Source organism: Streptomyces noursei (assembly GCF_016917755.1).
GTDB lineage: Bacteria > Actinomycetota > Actinomycetes > Streptomycetales > Streptomycetaceae > Streptomyces > Streptomyces yunnanensis.
Genome location: NZ_CP070326.1, coordinates 4,987,206 through 5,009,432 on the forward strand (window position 1 = coordinate 4,987,206; position 22,227 = coordinate 5,009,432).

General features: G+C 72.6%; 19 protein-coding genes and 1 pseudogene. 4 read left to right on the forward strand and 16 right to left on the reverse strand.

The genetic code is table 11. From position 1 onward, the window contains the following. The first annotated feature begins 60 nt into the window (after nucleotides 1-60). Nucleotides 61-1,722 (forward strand): protein kinase domain-containing protein, encoded by a 1,662-nt coding sequence (locus tag JNO44_RS21975; protein WP_205365772.1) that lies wholly within the window; start codon nucleotides 61-63, stop codon nucleotides 1,720-1,722. Nucleotides 1,723-1,807: 85 nt separating this feature from the next. Here the strand turns inward: JNO44_RS21975 and JNO44_RS21980 are convergent, their stop codons facing one another. From JNO44_RS21980 to pdhA, 9 genes are all read right to left on the reverse strand, one after another. Continuing rightward, nucleotides 1,808-2,368: a bacterial proteasome activator family protein gene (locus tag JNO44_RS21980; protein WP_205365773.1), complete on the reverse strand. Its 561-nt coding sequence runs from the start codon at nucleotides 2,366-2,368 to the stop codon at nucleotides 1,808-1,810. A 330-nt stretch (nucleotides 2,369-2,698) separates the two neighbouring features. After that, nucleotides 2,699-3,466 carry a hypothetical protein gene (locus JNO44_RS21985; RefSeq protein WP_205365774.1) on the reverse strand — a complete coding sequence of 256 codons (768 nt, stop codon included), beginning with the start codon at nucleotides 3,464-3,466 and terminating at the stop codon, nucleotides 2,699-2,701. Between the two features lie 196 nt (nucleotides 3,467-3,662). Then, nucleotides 3,663-4,640, reverse strand: a complete 978-nt coding sequence (locus tag JNO44_RS21990) for an NAD(P)H-quinone oxidoreductase (RefSeq protein ID WP_205365775.1) — start codon at nucleotides 4,638-4,640, stop codon at nucleotides 3,663-3,665. Between the two features lie 109 nt (nucleotides 4,641-4,749). Continuing rightward, complete coding sequence (locus JNO44_RS21995; protein WP_205365776.1) at nucleotides 4,750-5,886, reverse strand: potassium channel family protein; 1,137 nt, start codon at nucleotides 5,884-5,886, stop codon at nucleotides 4,750-4,752. Next, a complete protein-coding gene (locus JNO44_RS22000; protein ID WP_205365777.1) occupies nucleotides 5,883-7,451 on the reverse strand; it encodes a molybdopterin molybdotransferase MoeA in 1,569 nt (522 codons plus the stop codon). The genes JNO44_RS21995 and JNO44_RS22000 overlap by 4 nt, the downstream gene beginning before the upstream one ends. After that, the gene (locus JNO44_RS22005; protein ID WP_205365778.1) at nucleotides 7,448-8,362 is read right to left on the reverse strand and encodes an NTP transferase domain-containing protein; all 915 of its coding nucleotides are present in this window, start codon (nucleotides 8,360-8,362) and stop codon (nucleotides 7,448-7,450) included. The genes JNO44_RS22000 and JNO44_RS22005 overlap by 4 nt, the downstream gene beginning before the upstream one ends. Nucleotides 8,363-8,416: 54 nt before the next feature. Beyond that, complete coding sequence (locus JNO44_RS22010; RefSeq protein ID WP_205365779.1) at nucleotides 8,417-9,859, reverse strand: dihydrolipoamide acetyltransferase family protein; 1,443 nt, start codon at nucleotides 9,857-9,859, stop codon at nucleotides 8,417-8,419. Then, entirely contained in the window at nucleotides 9,859-10,893 is a 1,035-nt protein-coding gene (locus JNO44_RS22015) for an alpha-ketoacid dehydrogenase subunit beta (protein WP_205365780.1), read from the reverse strand. Before JNO44_RS22015 ends, JNO44_RS22010 begins: the two co-directional genes overlap by 1 nt. Then, the gene (pdhA, locus tag JNO44_RS22020; protein WP_205365781.1) at nucleotides 10,890-12,083 is read right to left on the reverse strand and encodes a pyruvate dehydrogenase (acetyl-transferring) E1 component subunit alpha; all 1,194 of its coding nucleotides are present in this window, start codon (nucleotides 12,081-12,083) and stop codon (nucleotides 10,890-10,892) included. Before pdhA ends, JNO44_RS22015 begins: the two co-directional genes overlap by 4 nt. Nucleotides 12,084-12,331: 248 nt before the next feature. On the opposite strand from pdhA, the gene JNO44_RS22025 reads away from it, so the two are divergent. Further along, the gene (locus JNO44_RS22025) at nucleotides 12,332-12,862 is read left to right on the forward strand and encodes an Lrp/AsnC family transcriptional regulator (RefSeq protein ID WP_073446616.1); all 531 of its coding nucleotides are present in this window, start codon (nucleotides 12,332-12,334) and stop codon (nucleotides 12,860-12,862) included. Between the two features lie 26 nt (nucleotides 12,863-12,888). Here JNO44_RS22025 and JNO44_RS22030 read toward each other — a convergent pair whose 3' ends face one another. Both JNO44_RS22030 and JNO44_RS22035 read right to left on the reverse strand, forming a co-directional pair. Beyond that, entirely contained in the window at nucleotides 12,889-13,479 is a 591-nt protein-coding gene (locus tag JNO44_RS22030) for a TetR/AcrR family transcriptional regulator (RefSeq protein ID WP_205365782.1), read from the reverse strand. Between the two features lie 2 nt (nucleotides 13,480-13,481). Then, on the reverse strand, nucleotides 13,482-15,002 hold the full coding sequence (locus JNO44_RS22035; RefSeq protein ID WP_205365783.1) for a 3-hydroxyacyl-CoA dehydrogenase: 1,521 nt from the start codon (nucleotides 15,000-15,002) through the stop codon (nucleotides 13,482-13,484). 145 nt (nucleotides 15,003-15,147) lie between these two features. Between JNO44_RS22035 and paaN the strand changes: the two genes are divergently transcribed. Next, nucleotides 15,148-16,830 carry a phenylacetic acid degradation protein PaaN gene (gene paaN, locus JNO44_RS22040; RefSeq protein ID WP_205365784.1) on the forward strand — a complete coding sequence of 561 codons (1,683 nt, stop codon included), beginning with the start codon at nucleotides 15,148-15,150 and terminating at the stop codon, nucleotides 16,828-16,830. 9 nt (nucleotides 16,831-16,839) lie between these two features. Here paaN and JNO44_RS43590 read toward each other — a convergent pair. From JNO44_RS43590 to JNO44_RS22060, 5 genes and pseudogenes are all read right to left on the reverse strand, one after another. Further along, nucleotides 16,840-16,977 (reverse strand): annotated as a pseudogene (locus JNO44_RS43590) (rRNA methyltransferase); the annotation flags it as partial. 1 nt (nucleotide 16,978) lies between these two features. Then, the gene (locus tag JNO44_RS22045) at nucleotides 16,979-17,740 is read right to left on the reverse strand and encodes a TrmH family RNA methyltransferase (protein WP_205365785.1); all 762 of its coding nucleotides are present in this window, start codon (nucleotides 17,738-17,740) and stop codon (nucleotides 16,979-16,981) included. 25 nt (nucleotides 17,741-17,765) lie between these two features. Then, complete coding sequence (locus JNO44_RS22050) at nucleotides 17,766-18,512, reverse strand: hypothetical protein (protein ID WP_205365786.1); 747 nt, start codon at nucleotides 18,510-18,512, stop codon at nucleotides 17,766-17,768. Between the two features lie 523 nt (nucleotides 18,513-19,035). Then, a complete protein-coding gene (locus JNO44_RS22055) occupies nucleotides 19,036-20,409 on the reverse strand; it encodes an HTTM domain-containing protein (protein ID WP_205365787.1) in 1,374 nt (457 codons plus the stop codon). Beyond that, on the reverse strand, nucleotides 20,406-21,077 hold the full coding sequence (locus tag JNO44_RS22060; RefSeq protein ID WP_205365788.1) for a DUF5819 family protein: 672 nt from the start codon (nucleotides 21,075-21,077) through the stop codon (nucleotides 20,406-20,408). The genes JNO44_RS22055 and JNO44_RS22060 overlap by 4 nt, the downstream gene beginning before the upstream one ends. A gap of 166 nt (nucleotides 21,078-21,243) precedes the next feature. Between JNO44_RS22060 and paaA the strand changes: the two genes are divergently transcribed. After that, on the forward strand, nucleotides 21,244-22,227 hold the full coding sequence (gene paaA / locus JNO44_RS22065) for a 1,2-phenylacetyl-CoA epoxidase subunit PaaA (protein WP_205365789.1): 984 nt from the start codon (nucleotides 21,244-21,246) through the stop codon (nucleotides 22,225-22,227).

Sequence of the window (22,227 nt, forward strand, 5' to 3'; positions counted from 1 at the left end):
GCGGAATTCTAGATTTGATCGCTGGACATACGGGCAGTGCGCCCAGGGGGAAGCGGGACGATGAGCCAGGACGGCGCTCAGGGCCAATTCGAGGGCCGTTCGGTCGGCGGTGGACGTTACCAGCTTCGTGATCTTCTTGGTGCAGGTGGCATGGCCTCCGTGCACCTCGCCTATGACAGCGTGCTGGACCGCGAGGTCGCAATCAAGACCCTGCACACCGAGCTCGGCCGCGAGCAGGCGTTCCGCGAGCGCTTCCGCCGCGAGGCGCAGTCAGTGGCAAAGCTCACCCACACCAACATCGTCTCGGTCTTCGACTCCGGCGAGGACGAGCTCGACGGCGGCATGGTCCCGTACATCATCATGGAGTACGTCTCCGGCCAGCCGCTGCGCTCCGTGCTCGACGGCGACATCGCCCAGCACGGCGCGATGCCGACGGAAAAGGCGCTGAAAATCACCGCCGATGTGCTCGCCGCGCTGGAGGCGAGCCACGAGATGGGCCTGGTCCACCGGGACATCAAGCCGGGCAACGTCATGATGACCAAGCGCAATGTCGTCAAGGTCATGGACTTCGGTATCGCCCGCGCCATGCAGTCCGGCGTGACGTCGATGACGCAGACCGGCATGGTCGTCGGCACCCCGCAGTACCTCTCGCCCGAGCAAGCGCTCGGCCGCGGCGTGGACGCCCGCTCCGACCTGTACTCGGTCGGCATCATGCTCTTCGAGCTGCTGACCGGTCAGCTGCCGTTCGACGCGGACTCCCCGCTGGCCATCGCCTACGCCCACGTCCAGGAAGAGCCGCCGGTCCCGTCGAGCATCAACCGCTCGCTGTCGCCCGCGGTGGACGCGCTGGTGACCCGGGCGCTGAAGAAGAACCCCAACGAACGGTTCCCCACCGCCGAGGCGATGCGGGACGAGTGCCTGCGGATCGCCGGCTCCGGCCAGTCCGGGGCGACGCCGCTGATCATCAGCGAGGGCCCGCGGGCCCGCACCAGCGGCGCCTCGGTCTCCTCCGCGGTGTTCCCCACCGCCTCCGGCAACCCGCAGACCCCGGCACCGCCGAACGTCCAGCAGCCGTACCAGCCGACGCAGGCGGCCTTCGGTCCCTCGACGCCGCCGCCGGTGAACAACGCCTACCCCACGCCGGCGCCCGGCCCGGCCCCGACGCCCGCGCCGTTCGTCGGCGCCGGTTTCCAGGCCCCGCCGCCGCCCTTCCCCGGCCCGCCCGCGCCGGTGACGGGCTCGATGCCGCCGGCACGCCCCCGGAAGAACAACAGCCCGGTGGTCATCGTCTCGGCGGTGGTGGGCGTGGTCGTGGTCACCGCGATAGCGATCGGCATCGGCCTGAGCGCCGGCAGCGATGGCGGCGGCGGCACCGACACCCCGACGTCCGCGTACTCCTACTCCTCGTCGCCCACCGCCAGCACCCGCCCCGAGGACAAGACGGCGACGATCCGGGTCACCGAGTGCACCAACGCGACGCCGGCCGTCAGCGACAGCCTGAAGGGCAAGGTCCTCTTCCCCTATTTCAAGGGCAAGAACCTGGAGTCGGTCAAGCAGTGCATCGAGGCCGCCGGGTGGAAGTACAGGGTGGTCAGGGAAGTGAACGACGGGCTCTGGCCCAAGAACACCGTCACGGAACAGACGCCCGCGGCCGTCAGTTGGTGGGACCCGCGCAGCAACGACACCATCGAGCTGACCGTCTCGACCGGTCGCAGCAGCTGACCACAGCAGACCCTGACAGCGGAGGGGCCGGCACGCGCGATGCGTGCCGGCCCCTCCGGCCGTTGTGGGCGTCCGGACGCCGCGATCAGAGATAGGGGCCCGAGCGGGCGCCGTCGTGACCGGGCTGCTCCTGGTGCCCGTCCGCGGGGATGCCCGGCGGCAGCGCACGACGCATCTGCTCCAGCTGGGCGCGGGCGGCCATCTGCTGGGCGAAGAGCGCGGTCTGGATGCCGTGGAAGAGTCCCTCCAGCCACCCGACCAGCTGGGCCTGGGCGATCCGCAGCTCGGCCTCGGTCGGCACCGACTCCTCGGTGAAGGGCAGCGAGAGCCGCTCCAGCTCCTCGACCAGCTCAGGTGCCAGCCCGTCCTCCAGCTCCTTGACCGAGCTGGCGTGGATCTCCTTGAGGCGCACCCGGCTCGCCTCGTCGAGGGGGGCGGCCTTCACCTCTTCCAGCAGTTGCTTGATCATGCTGCCGATGCGCATGACCTTCGCAGGCTGCTCGACCATGTCCGTCACCGGCACCTCACGGGGCTCGTCGCCCTCGTCCCCGCCACCGGAGCCGGCGCTGCCGAGCGCCATGCCGTCCGGGCCGACGACCAGGACGTGCTGGTTCTCCTGCGACCGTTCGTTCATCGGCATATCCATGCCGCCATTCTCTCGTACGAGCACGTCTAGAACGGTGGTGCCCCTGTCAAAAGGTGATCCACCCTTTCCGGAAGGGCGGATCGGCTGCGGGCGGTCACGCGGTTTTCGCCTGGCGCTTTCGGCGTGCGGTTTCACGTGAAACCGCAGCATCCCGGCCGTTTCACGTGAAACGCCTCCTCCCCTCGTGTCACGGGAAACCACAAGGTCATGCCGTTTCACAGGCAACATTGCGACCCAGCGGTGTTTCACGTGAAACCACGGAGCGCGCAGCGACGGAGCGCGGAGCGTTTCACGTGAAACCACGGTGCGTCGTTTGACCGGGAACGGGCCTCAGCGACGCCGCAGACGGAGGCCGAGGAAGGCGAGGCCCAGGCCCGTGAGCGCCATCCCGGCGCCCATCGGGAGAACCCGCTCGACCTTGGTTCCGGGGGCGTCGATGGCGTAGGGGCTGGCCGCCGGCTCCGGACCGGCCAGTGAGTTGTCCGGTTCCCGCTCGGGGGAGGGCGAGGGTGCCTGCCCGTAGGGGCTCGGAGCGGGGGCGCCTGCCAGATCACGCGGGCGCTCGGGGGACGGCAGCGCCGATTCGGCCGGGGCCGGGCCGGGCTCCGACGAGGCCGAGGAAGCACCGTCGTGCGAGGTCGGCTGCTCGGACCGGCCGGGCGGCAGCTGCACGGGGTCGATCGCGGGGGCACTCGGCGAGTCGGACGGCGCGGGGGCGCCCGCGTCCGCGGAGTCGTCACCGGGGGCCGGAGGGTCCGAACGCCAGGGAAAGACTCTGCCGAACGGGTGATGCCGGTGGTGGCGCGATCCATGGAGAAACGGCCCGCCGGGGTGGTGCGGGAAACCGGGCAGGGTGCCGGAGAGGTCCAGGGCGTGGTCCGGAAGGTCCCGGAAGTCGTCGGCGCTGGGGAAGTCCGGTAGGCGGTCGGGCACGCCGGGACGGCCGGGGTAGAGCTCCCCCAGGCGGCCAGCGGGCAGTGCGCGATCCGTCGCGTGGTCGTCCGCGGGGCCATCGGGGCGGGCGGACGGGGTGGACTGGCTGTCCAGCGCCAGCGCGGGGCCGGCGGTCAGGGAGACGGGCAGAGCGGCGGCGACCACCAGCAGACTTGAGGCAATGCGCGAACGGAATCCTGCAGCGACCACGGTGCCCCTCCCGTGCCGAGCCGTCGAGTGACGTGCCCAGCGTCACACAGCGGTGAGACCGCGGCATCTCGGGCAGATCGGCGGAGTGACCTGCCGGCACGGGGAGGGGCAAGGGGCGTTCGGAGCCCCGGGGGCGACGGTCGGGTCGCGCTCAGACGGTCAGGACGACCTTGCCGAAGTGGCTGCTGGCGTCCACGACGCGGTGCGCCTCGGCGGCCTCCGCCATCGGCAGGATCCGGTCCACGATCGGGCGGACCTGGCCGTTGCCGATCAGCGGCCAGACGTGCTCCCGGACCGCGGCGACGATGGCGGACTTCTCGCTCACCGGGCGGGCCCGCAGACCCGTGCCGGTGATCGCGGCGCGCTTGGCGATCAGCGCGGCGAGGTTGAGCTCGGCCTTCACGCCACCCTGCAGGCCGATGATCGCCAGCCTGCCGGCGACCGCCAGCGCCTTGACGTTCCGCTGGAGGTACTTGGCACCGATGATGTCGAGGATGACATCCGCGCCCTTGCCGTCGGTGGCCTTGCGGATCTCCTGGACGAAGTCCTGCTCGCGGTAGTCGATGAGGATGTCGGCACCCAACTCGGCGCAGCGGGCCAGCTTTTCGGGACCGCCGGCGGTGACCGCGACCCGCGCGCCGACGGCCTTGGCGAGCTGGATCGCCATGGTGCCGATGCCGCTGGCGCCGCCGTGGACCAGCAGGGTCTCGCCGGGCCGCAGGTGCGCGATCATGAAGACGTTCGACCAGACCGTGCAGGCGACTTCGGGGAGCGAAGCGGCCGTGACGAGGTCGACGCCGGCCGGCAGCGGCAGCACCTGGCCGGCCGGGACGGCGACCTTCTCGGCGTAGCCGCCGCCCGCCAGCAGCGCGCACACCTCGTCGCCGACCGCCCAGCCGTGCACGCCGGGCCCGACCGCCGCGATCCGCCCCGCGCACTCCAGGCCGGGGTACGGGGAGGCACCGGGCGGCGGGTCGTAGAAGCCCTGGCGCTGGAGCAGGTCGGCGCGGTTCACGGCGCTGGCCGCGACCTCGATCAGGACCTCTCCCTCTGCGGGCTGCGGATCGGGCACTTCGGCCCAGACGAGGGCTTCGGGGCCACCGGGCTCGGGGATTGTGATCGCTCGCATGGGCGCGAGGCTACTCGCCGACCGGCCATGGGGCGAAAGGGCGGGGCGGGGCTTCGCTACAGGTCACGGCCCGTCACGTCCGGTCCACAGCCCCCCGTCCCACGATCCGTCACTCGTCCACCGGACGCATGGGGGAGACCCCGGTGCCGGACAGCGTCGGTTTGCCCGGCGGCTTGCCGGGGACGGCGGGCTCCTCCGCGGCGGCGCGGACGATGGTGATCAGGCGGTCCGCGGCCTGCAGCGGGCTCGCCGCCGGGTCGTCGTACCCCAGCAGCCGGTGGCCGCGCAGGACGGAGACGACCAGGTCGCCGGTCTCCCGGACGGTCTTGCCGACCTCGGACTTGACCACCGGCCGCTCCACCAGGTCCAGGCCGCTGCCCTGTTGGATCAGGTCCTCCATGACGGCGCCCGCGCTGGGGCTGTGCACGGAGAGGCCCAACAGCCGCCCGGCCGCGCTGGCCGAGGTGATCACCGCGTCGGCACCGGACTGCCGCAGCAGCGGCGCGTTCTCCTCCTCCCGCACCGCGGCGACGATGTTGGCGCGCTTGTTGAGCTGACGCGCGGTCAACGAGACCAGGACGGCGGTGTCATCGCGCTGGGTGGCGATGACGATCTGGTGCGCGCGCTGGATCTCGGCCCTCAGCAGCACATCGCTGCGCGTCGCGTCGCCGACCACGCCCGCGAACCCCTCGGACACCGCGGACTCGACGACCTTGGTGCTGGGGTCGACGATGACGATCCGGTCCCGGGACAGACCCGTGGCGCACAGGGTCTGGACGGCGGACCGGCCCTTGGTCCCGAAGCCGACGATGACGGTGTGATCGCGCAAGGCGTTTCTCCAGCGGGTCAATTTCCATTGCTCACGGGTGCGCTCGGTCAGCACCTCCAGCGTGGTGCCGACCAGGATGATCAGGAACAGCACGCGCAGCGGCGTGACCAGCAGGATGTTCAGCAACCGCGCGCTGGCGCTGTAGGGGACGATGTCGCCGTAACCCGTGGTGGAGAGCGTGACGGTGGCGTAGTAGACGCAGTCGAGCAGGTCCAGGGGGCCACCGGCGTTGTCGTGGTACCCCTCGCGGTCGAACCAGACGATGAAGACCGTCGCGACGAGCACCAGCAGGGCCATCGTGAGCCGCCGGGCGACCTGCCGTATCGGCGCCTTCGGGGTGCGGCGGGGCAGTATCACCCGGTGGGAGCGGTCCTCGGGGACCTCGCGGGCCGCGGCGTCGTGGGACGGGAGCTTCACGCGGCGCCTCCGGTGGGGGCTGCGGGGTCGTAGGAGGTGTCCGGGGTCGGCCAACCCGCCGACCAGCCCGCCGGCCAGGGCAGTTCGAGGAGTTCGACCTCGGTGCCGGGCTCCGCGCCACCCGGCGGGACGACGGCCATCGCGTCGGCGGCGGCGATCCCGCGCAGCATGGCGGGCCCGTGGAAGTGCAGCGGCGCGGCCACCAGCCCGTGCCGGTCGTCGTCGCGGTAGGCCACCGGGACGAGCCGGGTGTCGTGCGGATGCCCGTAGACCGCGGCGGCCAGCGGCACCCGGTAGGGCGCGGCGGGGTGGCGGGCGGCGAGCGTGCGGAGCAGCGGCTCGGCGAGGGTGAGCAGGCCGGACACGGCGGCCAGCGGGTTGCCGGGGAGACCGACGAGGTGCCGGCGCGGGGCGAGGCGGGCCAGCAGCATCGGATGGCCCGGGCGCACCGCCACGCCGTCCACCAGGAGTTCCGCGCCGAGCCGTCGGAGGGTGGGGTGCACATGGTCGACGGGGCCCGACGCGGTGCCACCGGTGGTGAGGACCACGTCGGCGGTGGACCCGGCGAGGGCGTCGTGCAGCGCGTCGGCGTCGTCGCCGAGGTGCCGCAAAGGCGCCGCCTCGGCTCCCAGGGCGTGCAGCCAGGGCACCAGCATCGGGCCGAGCGCGTCGCGGATCCGGCCGCCCTCGGGCAGTCCGCTGCTCAGCAGTTCGTCGCCGAGGACGAGCACCTCGACGCGGGGCCGGGGGTGGACGGAGAGTTCGTCGTAGCCGGCCGCCGCGGCCAGGCCGAGGATCGCGGGGGTCACCAGGGTGCCGGCGGGCAGCAGGTGGTCGCCGCACCGGCACTCCTGGCCGCGCGGGCGGATGTCCTGGCCCGGCGGCACCGGCCGCGGCGCGTACAGCCGGGCCCGGCCGTCGGGGAGTTCGAGGACCTCGCCGTGTTCGCTGCGCAGCACCGCGGTGGCGCCGGCCGGGATGCGGGCTCCGGTGGCGATGGGGAGGGCATGGCCGTCGGGGAGCGCCGCGGTGGTGGCGTGGCCGGCGAGGATGCCGGTGTCCGGGTCGGTGCCGGTGTCGTCCGCCGCGTGGTCGAGGCGCCAGGGGCCGGGGCCGGAGACCGCCCAGCCGTCCATCGCCGAGGTGTCGAACGAGGGCAGGTCGGTGAGGGCCGTGAGGGGAGCGGCGAGCGTGCGGCCGAGCGCGTCGGCGAGCGCGGCCGTCCCGGGGCCGGGCGGTTCGTGCACCGCGTGTTCGGCGATGTCCCGGGCCGTGCGCCACGGCGTGCCGGAGCGGCCGGTGGGCCGCTTGCCGGGGTGGGCGGGGGCGGTGTCGCGGGCGTCGCCGGGCCCGACGGGGCGGTCCCGGTCGGTGCCGCCGGCCGCGGGATCGTCGTCGGGCCGCGGCGATCCCGCGCGGGCGACGGGGTACGGACCGGGCGCCGCGCCGCCGGGCGTCCGGTCGCCGGATCCGGCGGGTCGGCGGCCCGGCGGGGTGCCGTTGGCCAGGGCGAGCGCGTCAGCGAACTCGTCGCCGAACGGGTCGCCGTGCTCGCCCTCGGTCATTCCGCGGGCCGCGCTTCGTCAGCCGGGGATCCGGAGCCGGTCGCCGGCGCCGTCCTGGCCTCTTCGGCCGCGGCCTCCGCCGCCCAGCGGTCGGCCAGCGCGGCGACCCGCCGCGACAGCTCCGCCACGTCGCTTCCCTGGCGGCCCGCCGCGTAACCGACCAGGAAGGTCGTCAGCGGCGCGGCCGGGCGGGCGACGCCGTGCGCCGCGTCCCGCGCGAGGTCGAGGAGTGCCGCCGTGTCGACATCGAGGTCGATGCCCAGTTCGGCGTTGACTGCCGTGATCCATTCGTCCAACACGTGTCCATGCTCCCTGATCCGGGCACGTGCCGTGCCGATGTCCTCCCAGGTGTCGCAGTCGAAGGACGCCGTGGACGTGGTGTCCGGGACGCGGACGAGCGCCAGCGCGGACAGCAACGGGCGCAGCGGCAGGCCGGTCAGGGCGCCGTGGGCGGACCGCAGCCGGTCCAGCGCGCGGCGCAGCGGGGCCGTTCGGTAGGCGGCCACCAGCGGCTGGTCCCGCCCTTCCGCATCGCGCAGCAGCGCCCCGTCCGGGGGTGGATCGCCGCCGGTGGTCGCCGCTTCGAGGAGCGCGCGGACCGTCCCGGCCGTCAGGAACGGCAGGTCGGCGGAGAGCACCAGCACGGTGGGGGCGGTGGTGTGCCGCAGCCCGGCGTCGAGCGCGGCGAGCGGGCCCCCGCCGGGCGGGTCTTCGAGGGCCTGGACCACGGGGCGGGCGGTCGGGCGCGCGGGGCCGACGACGACGGTGGCCGCGGCGTCGGGACAGGTGGCCAGGACCCGGTCCAGGAGGGCGCGGCCGCCGACCGGCAGGGCGGGTTTGTCCGCCCCGCCGAGCCGTCGGGCCGCCCCTCCGGCCAGCACGATCGCGTCGTAGTCGGTGTGCTCGCTCACCCCTTGAGTATCGCCGGGTGCCGCGCGCTCACACCGCCGGCCGCCGCGGGGTCGTCACCTCCCGCGCAGCAGCAGCGCGGGCTGCTCGACGCAGTCGGCGACATAGCGCAGGAAACCGCCCGCGGTGCCGCCGTCGCACACCCGGTGGTCGAAGGTGAACGACAGCTGGACCACCTGCCGGACCGCCAACTCGCCCTTGTGCACCCAGGGTTTGGCGGCTATCCGGCCGACGCCGAGCATCGCCGCCTCGGGGTGATTGAGGATCGGGGTGGAGCCGTCGACGCCGAAGACTCCGTAGTTGTTGAGGGTGAACGTGCCGTGCGAGAGCTCGGCGGGGGACAGCTTTCCGGCCCGCGCGGCGTCGGTGAGCCGGGCGATCTCGGCGGACAGCTGCTCGACGGTGCGGTCCTGGGCGTCCCGGACGACCGGCACCACCAGGCCGCGGTCGGTCTGCGCCGCGAAGCCCAGATGGACCGCGGGCAGCCGGACGATCTCCTGGGCCGCGGTGTCGACCGTCGCGTTGAGCTCGGGGTAGCGGGCGAGCGCGGCCGTGCAGATGCGGGCCAGCAGCGCCAGCAGCGACACCTTGGGGGCGCCCGGCACGTTCATCGCCCGGCGGGCGGCGAGGAGTTCGGTGGCGTCGGCGTCCACCCAGCACGTGGCGTCGGGGATCTCGTGGCGGCTGCGGCGGAACTTCTCGGCCGCGGCGCCGCGCAGGCCCTTGAGCGGGATCCGCTCCTCCCCGGGGACGGGCCCGGCCGCCGCGACGGCGACGGGCTCGCGCGCCGCCCGTGCCCGGACCTCGGACTCGACGTCCGTGCGGAGGATCAGCCCCTCGCGTCCGGTGCCGCGCACGTCCCGCAGGTCCAGCCCGTGCTCGCGGGCGATGCGGCGGACCAGCGGCGAGATGACGGCCGCCGTGCGGGTGTCGTTGGCCTCGGTGGTGGGGGCGGGACCGGCCGCGGCGGCGAGGGGCGCGGCCGGCCGGTGCGCGGGGCCCTCGGGGGCGCCCGGCCGGATCCTGCGGCGTCGGGCCGAGGAGCTGCTCGTCCCGTAGCCGACCAGGACGTTCCCCGAACCGGAGTCCTGCGGTTCCCCGGCCTCGGGGGGCGCCGGGGCCGGCGCGGTGGTGGGGCCGCCGGGGCCGGCCACCGCGCTGTCAACTCCTCCCCCGCTCTCGGCTGCGCTCGACCAGGGGGCACCCCCTGCGCAGGGGGTGCCCCCCTCGTCTCCGGCAAGGTCGTCCGGCACCGCTCCGACCGCGACCGTCACCAGGGGTGCCCCCACCGGGACTTCGGCGCCTTCCTCGCCGAAGCGGGCGGTGACCACCCCGCCGTACGGGCACGGCACCTCGACCATCGCCTTGGCGGTCTCGACCTCCACCACCGGCTGGTCGACGGCCACCACGTCGCCGACCTCGACCAGCCACTGCACGATCACCGCTTCGGTGAGGCCCTCCCCCAGGTCGGGCAGGGTGAACTCGCGCACCTCGGCCATCACGCACCACGTCCTTCGGTCCAGCGCGACTCCCACTGGAGGCGGGCGACGGTGTCCAGGATCCGGTCCACACCGGGGAGGTGATGCCGCTCCAGCATGGGCGGCGGGTAGGGGATGTCGAAACCGGCGACGCGCAGCACCGGCGCCTCCAGGTAGTGGAAGCAGCGCTCGGTGATCCGCGCGGCGATCTCGCCGCCGGGGCCGCCGAAGCCGTTGGACTCGTGGACGATCACGGCCCGGCCGGTGCGCCGCACGGACGCGCAGACCGTGTCGTCGTCGAACGGCACCAGCGTGCGCAGATCGAGGACCTCCAGGTCCCAGCCCTCGGCGCGGGCGGCCTCGGCGGCTTCCAGGCAGACGGGCAGCGACGGGCCGTAGGTGATGAGGGTGGCGCTGCTGCCGCGGCGACGGATCTCGGCCCGGCCCAGGGGGGCAACCGGGGCCGGCGCGTCCGGCGACCAGTCGGCCTTGGTCCAGTAGAGCCGCTTGGGTTCGAGGAAGACGACCGGGTCGTCGGAGGCGATGGAGGCGCGCAGCAGCCCGTAGGCGTCCTCGACGGTCGCGGGGGTGACGACCTGGAGGCCGGGGGTGGCGAGGTAGTACGCCTCGGAGGAGTCGCTGTGGTGCTCGACGCCGCCGATCCCGCCGCCGTAGGGGATGCGGATGGTCAGCGGCATGGCGACCGCGCCGCGGGTGCGGTTGCGCATCCGGGCGACGTGGCTGATCAGTTGCTCGAACGCCGGGTAGGCGAAGGCGTCGAACTGCATCTCCACGACCGGCCGCAGCCCGTACATCGCCATGCCGACGGCGGTGCCCAGGATGCCGGCCTCGGCGAGGGGGGTGTCGCTGCAGCGGTCCTCGCCGAACTCCTTGGCCAGGCCGTCGGTGACCCGGAAGACGCCGCCCAGGGTGCCGACGTCCTCGCCCATCACGTGCACGGCGGGGTCCTCGGCCATGGCGTCGCGCAGCGCGCGGGTGAGCGCCTGCGCCATGGTGGCCGGTTTGCGCGCGGTCGGCGCGGTGGTGGTCGTCATGGCCTGGCCTCCTGGGCGGGCATGGCGGTGCCCGTGGTGGTCTCGGGGTGTCCTTCGGCCTCGGCGTCCAGCTCGGCGCGCAACTGGGCTGCCTGGGCTCGCAGTTGACCGGTCTGCTGGGTGAAGACGTGGTCGAACAGGTCCATCGGGTCCAGCGGCGGTTCGGTGTGCATCCGCTCCCGGAGGTCGGCGGCGAGTCGTTCGGCGCCGTCCCGGGTGGCGGTGGCGAACTCTTCGGTGAGCAGGTCGCGGTCGGTCAGCTCGCGCTCCAGGAGGGCTATCGGGTCGTGGGCCCGCCAGGACTCGACCTCGGCCTGGGTGCGGTAGCGGGTGGCGTCGTCGGCGTTGGTGTGGGCCTCGATGCGGTAGGTGACGGCCTCGACGAGGGTGGGGCCGCCGCCCTCACGGGCCCGCCGGACCGCTTCGGTGAGGACCTCGTGCAGGGCGGGGGCGTCGTTGCCGTCCACCAGGCGGCCGGGCATGCCGTAGCCGACCGCCTTGTGGGCGAGGGTCGGCGCGGCGGTCTGCTTGGCCAGCGGCACGGAGATCGCGAAGCCGTTGTTCTGTACGAGGAAGACGACCGGGGCCTGCCAGACGGCCGCGAAGTTGAGCGCCTCGTGGAAGTCGCCCTCGCTGGTGCCGCCGTCGCCGACCATCGCCAGGGCGACCACGTCGTCGCCCTTGAGGCGGGCGGCGTGCGCCAGGCCCACAGCGTGCGGGAGTTGGGTGGCGAGCGGGGTGCACAGGGGGGCGATGCGGTGCTCGTACGGGTCGTAGCCGGTGTGCCAGTCGCCGCGCAGGAGGGTCAGGGCCTGTACGGGGTCGAGGCCGCGGGCGACGGCGGCGAGGGTGTCGCGGTAGCTGGGGAAGAGCCAGTCCTGCTCGTCGAGGGCGAGGGCCGCGGCGACCTGGCAGGCTTCCTGGCCCGCGGACGAGGGGTAGACCGCCAGCCGGCCCTGTCGGGTCAGGGCGGTGGCCTGGGTGTTGTACCGGCGGCCGCGCACCAGCTCGGTGTAGAGCCGCTTCAGCAGCGCGGGGTCGAGCCGGCGGGCGGCGTCCGTGCCCAGGAGGCGATGCGGCTCGGCCTCGGGCAGCAGGGGCGCGGGATCGACGCGCGGCCGCCAGGCGGGCGGCGGGCCGGCAGGGCCACTGGTGTGCCTGCTGCTGCCGGGCTGCTCAAGGACCGTCATGACGGGCACCTCCTCGTCATCGAAGGGGTGGCGCGATGCGCCTCACGGGGTGGGGGCGAGCGGGGGATGCCTCCCGGCGGTGGCTGGGGAGGCCGGGCGGAACGCGAACAGTCGGGGCGGGTGACCCCTCCCTACCGATTGTTCGGTCGCCGATGCATTTTGGCTACAGGCGGGTTCAGCCTGTGGACAAACGGTCCTCCACGGCTTGTGATGAAGACAGGGAGTCCATCAAGGGGAGGCGGGAGCACATGCCGGAGGAACAGATGGCCAATCCGGGCGGGCAGTCGTCGACGGCGCCCGCCCCGTCTGCTCCGGCCGCCCGCCCGCTGGACACCATCGACCGCGCCATCCTGCGCCTGCTGCGGACCGACGGCCGGGCCTCGATACGCTCCGTCGCCGAGCAGGTGCACGTCTCCCGCGCCAACGCCTACGCGCGGATCAACCGGCTGCTCGACGACGGTGTCATACGCGGCTTCAGCGCCCTCGTCGACCAGGAAAGGGCCGGTCAGGGGGCCTCCGCCTACGTCACCTTGAAGATCGTCCAGAACTCCTGGCGGACCGTGCGCAAGCAGCTCACCGCGCTGCCCGGGGCCGCCCACATCGCGCTGGTCAGCGGCGACTTCGACGTGCTGCTGCTGGTCCACACCAAGGACAATCGCGAGCTGCGGGAGCTGGTCCTGACCCGGATCCAGTCCATACCGGAGGTGCTGAGCACCCGCACGCTGCTGGTCTTCGAGGAGACGGACCTGGGGCTGGAGGAGGGGCGGGAAGGGGACTGAGGCAGCCCCGGTGGGCGCGGCCCCGTTCAGACCTTGCGCAACCCCGTGAACGCTGTCCGCACCACGGCCTCCGCGACCTCGTCGCGACTCGCGGCGTCGCCGCGCCCGGGCCGGTACCACTCCACGATCGAATTGATCATGCCGAAGAGCAGGCGGGTGGCGAGCCGGACGTCCACGTCGTCCCGGAGGTCGCCGTCGGCCGCGGCCTCCTTCAGCAGCGCCGCGACCCGGTGGTCGAACTCGCGGCGGCGCTCCATGGCCCACCGCTCGGTGTCGGTGTTCCCCCGCACCCGCAACAGCAGCGTCACGTAGGGAAGTTCGTCCATCAGCACCTCGGCCTCGCGCCGGGTGACGTACTCCAGCCGCTCGATCGCCCGCCCCTCCTGGGCGCCGGGTTCCGCCAGCACACCGAAGAGCCCGTCCAGGGCGCGGCTTATCGCGCGGCGGAGCAGCTCTTCCTTGCTGCGCACGTGGTGGTAGATCGAGGACTTCGAGATGCCGGCCGCCTTGGAGAGGTGCTCCATGGAGGTGCCGTCGTAGCCGCGCTCGATGAACACCTCGACGGAGACCGCGAGCAGCGAATCGGGCGTGTAGGCGTCGCGCTTGGCCATGGTCATGATTAGAGCACCAATTCCTCGAGGTCCGCACGGCGCCGCAGCGCCCGGGACGGTACGTAACGTCCCCCGGCATTCTGGCGGTGCAGGGAGTCCAGCAGCGTGCTGACCCAGCGGGCACCGAGCCGCTCGACCCACTCCATGGGGCCACCGGGGTAGTTCACGCCGAGCCGCATCGCGGCGTCGATGTCCTCGGGGGTCGCGACGCCACGGGCCGCGGCGTCCACGGCGAAGTCGACGATCATCGCGACCGTGCGGGCGACGATCATGCCGGGGACGTCGTCGATCACGCTGACCTGCTTGCCGAGCGCCTGGAAGAGGCCGACGGCCTCGGCGAGGTCCGCCTTCGAGGCCGTCGCCGAGGGGGCCAGGGCGATCCGGGTCGCGGCCCGGTAGTCGAGCGAGAGGTCGAAGCGGAGACCGGGGCTGCGGTCCCGGCGCGTGGCCGGATCGCCGTCGGTCAGGGCCAGCCGGGCCCCGCCGGGCAGCCGGACGAAACCTTCGGACTCCCCCGCTGCGCCGTTGCGGAGGACCTTGATCCCGGCGTCCTCGATCAGCGCGGGCAGCGCGGCGGCGGGGCCGGGCAGCTCCCCGTGCAGGGCGACCGCGGCCGGGGGCGGGCAGGCCGCGGCGGTCGCCGGCTCGGGCCGCGCGGCGCCCTCGGCGTAGTCGAACCAGCCGCGCCCCGCCTTGCGGCCGTGCAGCCCGGACTCCACCAGGCGGCGCTGCGCCAGGGAGGGCGTGAACTTCGGGTCCTGGAAGAAGGCCGTCCACACCGAGTGGGTGACCGCCTCGTTCACGTCCTGTCCGATGAGGTCGGTGAGTTCGAACGGGCCCATCCGGAAGCCGCTGCCCTCGCGCAGGACGGCGTCGATGGTGGCGGGGTCGGCGGCGCGCTCCTCATGGACGCGCAGCGCCTCGGCGTAGAAGGGGCGGGCGATGCGGTTGACGATGAAGCCGGGGGTGTCGGCGCAGCGCACGGGGGTCTTTCCCCAGGCAGCGGCGGTGTCGTAGGCGATGGCCGCGGCGGTGTCGTCGGTGGCGAAGCCGCTGACGATCTCCACCAGGGGGAGCAGCGGGGCGGGGTTGAAGAAGTGCATGCCCACGCAGCGACCGGGGTGCCGGAGCGCGCCGGCGACCGCGGTGACGGACAGGGAGGAGGTGTTGGTGGCCAGCAGGCAGTCCGCCGGGACGACGTCCTCCAGAGAGCGGAACAGCTCCTGTTTGGCGGGGAGTTGCTCCAGGATCGCCTCGACGACCAGTGCCGCGTCGGAGAGTTCGACGAGCCCTTCGGCGGGGGAGAGGCGGGCGCGGGCGGCGTCCCGTTCGGCCGTCGGGAACCGGCCTTTCTCCACCAGCCGGTCCAGCCGCCGCACGATGGCCTCGGCGGCCTGCGCGGCGCGGCCCGGGGCGCTGTCGTAGAGCCGTACGGGGTGGCCTGCGACCAGTGCCACCTGCGCGATTCCCTGCCCCATGGTGCCGGTGCCCACCACTGCCACGGTGGTGTCGGTGCCGATTGCCGTCATGGCAGCTGATCCTCCCCGACCGAGTTTTCCACAGGATGGCCGGACCCTCTTGCCCCGACCGATCGTTCGGTTACTCTAACTCCGTTGCTGTGTCACTCCCAGCCCCTATCCACTTTCCGCGCAGTCGACGAGGAGTTGGTCATCGATGGCCGCCGAAATGACCGCAGCCCAGTTGATCGAGAAGCACCGCCCGACCCTCGACAAGGCGCTGGAAGCCATCCGCACCCGCGCGTACTGGTCCCCGCATCCCGAGCACCCCAAGGCGTACGGCGAGAGCGCCGCCCCGGACGGCCTCGCCGCCTTCGAGGCGCTGCGCGGTACCCGTTTCGCGCTCGACCAGCCCGGCACGGACGACTGGGCGGGCGAGGAAGTCTCGCCTTACGGACCGGAGTTGGGCATCACCTATCCGCACCCGGACGCCTCGGTGCTGCTGCCGGCCATGCGGGCCGCGCTCCCCGCGTGGCGGGACGCCGGGCCGGAGGCGCGCGCCGCGGTGTGTCTGGAGATCCTGGCTCGGATCAGCGCCCGCACCCATGAGTTCGCGCAGGCCGTGATGCACACCAGCGGCCAGGCGTTCATGATGGCGTTCCAGGCGGGCGGGCCGCACGCCCAGGACCGCGGCCTGGAGGCCGTGGCGTACGCCTACGAGGAGCAGACCCGCACCCCGGAGAAGGCGGCATGGACCAAGCCGCAGGGCAAGCGGGACCCGCTGGAGCTGACCAAGACCTTCACGGCGGTGCCGCGCGGCGTGGCCCTGGTGATCGGCTGCAACACCTTCCCGACGTGGAACGGCTACCCGGGCCTGTTCGCCTCGCTGGCGACCGGCAATCCGGTGCTGGTCAAGCCGCATCCGCGCGCCGTGCTGCCGCTGGCCCTGACGGTCCAGGTGGCCCGGGAGGTGCTCGCCGAGGCCGGTTTCCCCGCCGATCTGGTGTGCCTGGCGGTGGACAAGCCGGGCGAGGGGCTGGCCAAGGCGCTGGCGGTCCGGCCCGAGGTCCGGATCATCGACTACACCGGCTCGACCGCCTTCGGCGACTGGCTGGAGGCGAACGCCCACCAGGCGCAGGTCTACACCGAGAAGGCCGGCGTCAACACCGTGGTCATCGAGTCCACGGACAACTACAAAGGCATGCTCAGCAACCTCGCCTTCTCGCTGTCGCTCTACAGCGGCCAGATGTGCACCACCCCGCAGAATCTGCTGATCCCGCGCGAGGGCATCGACACGGACGCCGGCCCGAAGTCGTACGACGAGGTCGTCAGTGATCTGGCGGGCGCGGTCGGCGGTCTGCTGGGCGACGACGCGCGGGCCAACGCGCTGCTCGGCGCGATCGTCAATCCGCAGGTCAAGGCGCGGGTCGACGAGGCTTCCGGGTTCGGTGAGGTGGCGCTGGCCTCCCGCGAGGTGGCGAACCCGGAGTTCCCGGGGGCCACGGTCCGTACGCCGCTGATCGTCAAGCTCGACGGCGCCAAGCCGGAGTCCGAGGCGGCGTATCTGTCGGAGTGCTTCGGTCCGGTGTCCTTCGCGGTGGCGGTCGATTCCGCCGTCGACGCGGTGGCGCTGCTGCGTCGCACGGTCCGGGAGAAGGGCGCCATGACGGTCGGCGCGTACACCACCTCGGCCGACGTGGAGCGGATGGTGGAGGACGTCTGCCTGGAGGAGTGCGCCCAGCTGTCGGTGAACCTCACCGGCGGGGTGTATGTGAACCAGACGGCGGCGTTCTCCGACTTCCACGGCTCGGGCGGCAATCCGGCGGCCAACGCGGCGCTGTGCGACGGCGCCTTCGTGGCGAACCGGTTCCGGACGGTGGAGGTGCGGCGGGAGGCGTGAGGCCCGGGGCCCGGGCGAGTTCCGGGCCCCGATCCCGATGATCGGCGGCCCCTCGGCGGCGGCCCAGGAGGCCGGTTCCGCGGTGCCCGGGTGGTGGCGGACGTGCTGGCGGTCGGTCACCATCGCGCCGCGGCGCCGCCATGACCGCTCACGGAGCCGGAGGCGGGCCGCCCCAGTGGAAGAGAGCCATGGCGACGCTCGTCGCCAGGTTGTAGCTGGACACCTGGGGCCTCATCGGGAGGGCTACGAGCCGGGTGGCCCGCTTCCGGAGTTCCGGCGAGATGCCATGCCGCTCCGACCCGAACGCCAGCAGCGCGTCATCAGGAAGCACCACGGATCTGATGTCGTCCCCCTCCGGGTCCAGTGCGTACACCGGCCCCGGCGGTAGATCGTCGAGCGGGAGACTCTCGACCGCGGTCGCGTAATGAAGGCCCGCCGCTGCCCGCACCACGTTGGGGTGCCACGGGTCCATGTCGCCGGTGGTGACCACGCCGGTGGCGCCGAACCCCGCCGCGAGCCGGACCACGGCGCCGACATTCCCGAGGTTGCGGGGGTTCTCCAGGACGACGATCGGAGCCGGCCGCGGGGTCCTCGACAGGGTCTCCAGATTGCGGTGGAGGTCGGGTCGAACGGCCAGCCCGGCCACCTGGGTGGGATGCACCCTCGGCACAAGATCCCGGAGGGTTCTGGCCGGCACCTCGATCACGAGATCGCCGATCCGATGGGTGAGGTCGTCGGCCAACTCATCTGCCAACGCCAGGACGGAGCCCTTGTCGCTGGAGATCGCCAGGCGGACGTCCGCCTCGAAGCGGAGAGCGTGCTTCACGGCATGAAAGCCGTCCAGCAGCACCCTCTCAGGGGCAGCGTCCCGCCACCGCCGCACGACTGTGGTGATCTCGTCCTCGCTCACCACATCAGACTACGGCTCACGGCCGTTACCAGGCCCTGGGCCCCAGGGGCGTCGGCTTCCATGGCTCGGGAGGCAGGAACGGGGCCCGCCGCCACACGTGCACGGTGAAGGCCACCATCGGCGCGGTGAACAGTGCCCAGAGCGCCGGGCCCGTCCAGAGCCCGAGGTCGAAGTACGCGGTGATCACGGCTGCGGCGATCCCGGCCACTCCCAGGCCGGCGGCGAGCCGGACGAGATAGCGCATGCGCCGGGTCGGCTCGTGCGTGTCGGCTCCCTGCCGCAGCCGCCACACGCACACGGTGCTCAGGGTCAGTCCCGCAACGCCCATGCCGAGGGCGGCGGCCAGATCGGCGCCGGGGGGATTGACGGGACGGGCCCAGGTCTTCTGGTTGATCCCCTTGGCTGTGACCTCCTGGACGGCGCCCTGCCAGACGGTGCCAGTCACCCGGTCCCCGTCGCGCAGCGTGCTCAACAGCGGGTCGTCGTCGGCGAATCCAATCCGCCGGGCCGTGCCCGCGGAGTCGGTCAGGGTGGCCTTGTGCTGGTCCTCGCCGAGGCGGATGTCCGAGACGGTGAACTCCTGGTCCCGGACGCAGTCATCCGTCCGGGTCGCCTGTGCGCAGTCCGGCGCGGACCGGTACGCACGCTCATCGGCGATCTGCTTCGGCACCCAGACGCTCATCAACCACACGGAGGCGCCCACGCAGATGGCTGCGAAGACGAGCGAGATGATCGCGGTCGCGGAGTTGTACAAGGGGTTCCTGCTGCTCATGCGGCCGTCCATATCGAACAATCCTCGCACGCCCGCACAGAACGGCTGCGAGGCGCTTCGCCCCCTGGCGTCGTTCGCCGCTCGTGCGGACCGGCTGTCCGGCTTGCCGGCCGACGTGGCCGGGACGGCCGCCGACCGAGGTGAGAGCGCGGCGCTTGAGTCAGGTGAGACCGCTGCGGCACAGGCGCACGCAGCGACGGGATGCGCATCAACTCGCCCTGGCCCTTGGGGCGATCGGGGAGCACGACCCGGAAGCAAACATGGCGGACCCGGAATGTTCTTCCGGGTCCGCTCCTGTCGGGAGGCTCACCGTCACGCCATGCGACGCTCCACGGGCGCGACGGTCGTCTGCCGCGTCCAGCAGCGATAGCGATCGACGGCGTTGCGGCGGTCGCCATGGGCGAGCGGCTCGGGGCGTAGCGGGCCTCCCGCGGCCGGGGCCACGGGTGCGGCCCGACACCGATCTCAAGCCCGTGCCCCTCGTCGTACTGGAGGGACACGGCGGGGGCGGTGGTTCCGCTGCTCACCCCACGAGCGGCTGGCCATCGCCGCCGGACCGGGCGGCGGCCTCCGGACCGGCGCCCCCGGCGGCGGTGCCCGGGCCGTGGTCGCCGGTGCCCGCGCCGGGGTCGCCGGTGCGCCGGAACAGCCGGCGGCGCAGGCGGGTGAGCCGGCCGCCGAGCCAGGTCAGGAAGTTGGTCGGCAGGAAGACGGCATCGGCGGTGATCATCGCCAGGGAGAAGAACGGCAGTCCCAGCAGGAACGCGATCGAGAGATGCTCGCAGATCATGACGACCAGCAGCGCGTTCTTCAGGCGCCGGTTGAAGACGGTGAACGGGAAGGCGACCTGGAAGATCACCGTTCCGTAGGTGATCAGCATGATCACCAGGCCGTTGCCGCCGAGCAGCTGGGACAGCTCCGGCCAGGGGGAGAAGTAGTCCAGGTGCATCGGGTAGTAGACGGCGGTGCCGTCCTGCCAGCGCGAGCCCTGGATCTTGTACCAGCCGGCGGTGGCGTAGACCAGGCACACCTCGACCATGATCACCAGCAGGGCGGCGTTGTGCGCCAGCTTGGCGAGGGTGTCGAGGACGACCCGGGGCTCCCCGGGGGCGTGCCGTCGCACCGCCCACCACAGGCCGTGCGTCGCCCACAGTCCCCACAGGGCCAGACTCCAGCCGAAGTGCGGGAACGGCCCGTGTCCGAACCAGGTGAGGCCGGGGGCGCCGGACAGCTGGGCCACGGCGAGGGCGAGGCCGAGCACCGCCCACAGGACGATGCCGGTCAGGTCACGGGGCGGGACCGCGGCGTCTCCCCCGGGGGCGGCGGCCGCCCGCCGGGCGCGCCGGGCGTCCAGCGACCACACCTGGCCGCACCGGGTCAGCACGAGGTAGATCGCCATCAGGTGGATGACGTTGTCGCCGCCGTCCCCGATGAAGACGCTGCGGTTCTGCAGCGAGAGCACGCCGACCATGAACAGCACCGACATGGTGCGGGTGCGCCAGCCGAGCATCAGCAGCGCGCTGACCACGATGGCGAGAACGTAGACGCACTCGAACCAGCCGCGGCCGTCGGACCACACCAGGACGGAGAAGCCGTGGTTGCCGTTGAGCAGTTGGCGCGCCATGCCGAAGTCCCAGGGGCCGGCGGGCCCGTAGAGCTGCTGCCGGTGGGGCCATTCGCGCAGCAGGAACAGCAGCCAGGTGCCGGCGAAGCCGATCCGGATGACGGCGGTCTGGTACGGGGCCAGCGCCCGGGCGGCGACCCGGGCGAAGCCGCGGCCGACGGCGCGTTCGATGCGGGTCTCCTGGTAGGCCGCGGGGGCCTCTTGCGGAGTCTGTGCGGGGGCGTCGGGGGTCCGGGCGGCGGTGCGCGGCTGCTGCGGCGTCGGTGACGTCACTTGTTGGTCGCCCCCTCGGGCAGGTCGTTCGCGGTGATCGGCCACCAGGGCAGGACGCGGTAGACGGGTCGGTCGCTGATCTTCTCGGCGCTCCACGGCGGCGGGAGCACCGCGGTGGTCCGCGAGCGGATCTGGACCTGCTCGACCCGGTCGCCGCCCTTGGTCCACTCACCGGACATCCGGAGCATCACGATCCGCCGGAGGTAGCGGGCGAAGCTCTCGCCGCGCTCGCCGGTCGGGCGGTTCTGCGCGTCGAGGTTGTTGGAGAGCAGCTCCCAGCCGCGGCGCAGCTGGTTCTGCTGGGTGTGGCTGGGCAGCGGGTTGTGGAGGATGGCCTGCCCGTCGCGGGCGGTCAGATCGGTCCAACCGGTGGTCCGCGCCGCGCCGTCCTGGGCGCGCAGCTGTGCGCGGACCTGGACGTCGGTGTTCTGCTGGAGGGGGTTGGGGGCGAACAGCTTCCAGTTCTGCTCGTACTCGGGATAGACGTAGTCGTTGATCAGTCCGTCCTGCTGCTTACTGAGCGTGTTCGACGGTGCGATGTGCAGGAACATCATCGCGAGATGGATCAGGACGGCGACCGCGATACCGCTGGCCGCCGCGCCTATGACGATCCGCGAGGGTAGCGACAGCGTGGCCAATGGCCGCGATTCGTCCCCGTATGACTGCATTCCCGCCCCGTTCCCCGTCCTCGTAGCGGCCGACTCCGCCCCGGAACGGTACCTATGCGGCCGGCCCGAGCACACCTTCCCCTGGATATCCACAGGCTTGACACCCGCGGTCCGCCCACTCACCATTGAACCGAACGATCGGTCGGTCGGGAGGAGGGGGCACCACATGACGACGATCGCGCCGGAGGACACGGGCCAAGAAGCCCTGTTCGACGCAACCATCGCCGCGGACGAGCGGATCGAACCACGCGACTGGATGCCGGACGACTACCGCGCCTCACTGGTGCGCCAGATCGCCCAGCACGCCCACTCCGAGATCATCGGCATGCAGCCGGAAGCAAACTGGATCACCAGAGCACCGTCCCTGCGCCGCAAAGCCATCCTCATGGCCAAAGTGCAGGACGAAGCCGGACACGGCCTGTACCTCTACAGCGCCGCCGAAACCCTCGGCACCGGCCGCGACGAACTCCTCGACAAGCTCCACACCGGCCGCCAGAAATACTCCTCGATCTTCAACTACCCCACCCTGACCTGGGCCGACGTCGGCGCCATCGGCTGGCTCGTGGACGGCGCCGCCATCACCAACCAAGTCCCGCTCTGCCGCTGCTCCTACGGCCCCTACGCCCGCGCCATGGTCCGCATCTGCAAAGAGGAGTCCTTCCACCAGCGCCAGGGATACGAGCTCCTGCTCACCCTCAGCCGCGGCACCGAGACCCAGCACGCCATGGCCCAGGACGCCATCGACCGCTGGTGGTGGCCCTCGCTGATGATGTTCGGCCCGCCCGACGACGAATCCGCCCACTCCGCCCAGTCCATGGCCTGGAAGATCAAGCGCCACTCCAACGACGAACTGCGCCAACGCTTCGTCGACATCTGCGTCCCCCAGGCCGAAACCCTCGGACTGACCCTCCCCGACCCCGACCTGCGGTGGAACGAAGAACGAGGCCACTGGGACTTCGGCCCCATCGACTGGACCGAATTCCGCGAAGTCCTCAAGGGCAACGGCCCCTGCAACGACGAACGGATCGGCCGCCGCCGCCGCGCCCACCAAGAAGGCGCCTGGGTCCGCGAGGCCGCCGCGGCACACGCCGCCAAACACCCGGCCCACCCACCGCACGCCGGCACCGACCAGGAGGAGGCGGCCCGATGA

Coding starts and splice junctions, on each gene's coding strand:
- JNO44_RS21975 (WP_205365772.1), top strand. CDS start 61: ATGAGCCAGGACGGCGCTCAGGGCCAATTCGAGGGCCGTTCGGTCGGC.
- JNO44_RS21980 (WP_205365773.1), bottom strand. CDS start 2,368: ATGGATATGCCGATGAACGAACGGTCGCAGGAGAACCAGCACGTCCTG.
- JNO44_RS21990 (WP_205365775.1), bottom strand. CDS start 4,640: ATGCGAGCGATCACAATCCCCGAGCCCGGTGGCCCCGAAGCCCTCGTC.
- JNO44_RS22000 (WP_205365777.1), bottom strand. CDS start 7,451: ATGACCGAGGGCGAGCACGGCGACCCGTTCGGCGACGAGTTCGCTGAC.
- JNO44_RS22010 (WP_205365779.1), bottom strand. CDS start 9,859: ATGGCCGAGGTGCGCGAGTTCACCCTGCCCGACCTGGGGGAGGGCCTC.
- JNO44_RS22015 (WP_205365780.1), bottom strand. CDS start 10,893: ATGACGACCACCACCGCGCCGACCGCGCGCAAACCGGCCACCATGGCG.
- pdhA (WP_205365781.1), bottom strand. CDS start 12,083: ATGACGGTCCTTGAGCAGCCCGGCAGCAGCAGGCACACCAGTGGCCCT.
- JNO44_RS22025 (WP_073446616.1), top strand. CDS start 12,332: ATGCCGGAGGAACAGATGGCCAATCCGGGCGGGCAGTCGTCGACGGCG.
- JNO44_RS22030 (WP_205365782.1), bottom strand. CDS start 13,479: ATGACCATGGCCAAGCGCGACGCCTACACGCCCGATTCGCTGCTCGCG.
- JNO44_RS22035 (WP_205365783.1), bottom strand. CDS start 15,002: ATGACGGCAATCGGCACCGACACCACCGTGGCAGTGGTGGGCACCGGC.
- paaN (WP_205365784.1), top strand. CDS start 15,148: ATGGCCGCCGAAATGACCGCAGCCCAGTTGATCGAGAAGCACCGCCCG.
- JNO44_RS22050 (WP_205365786.1), bottom strand. CDS start 18,512: ATGAGCAGCAGGAACCCCTTGTACAACTCCGCGACCGCGATCATCTCG.
- JNO44_RS22060 (WP_205365788.1), bottom strand. CDS start 21,077: ATGCAGTCATACGGGGACGAATCGCGGCCATTGGCCACGCTGTCGCTA.
- paaA (WP_205365789.1), top strand. CDS start 21,244: ATGACGACGATCGCGCCGGAGGACACGGGCCAAGAAGCCCTGTTCGAC.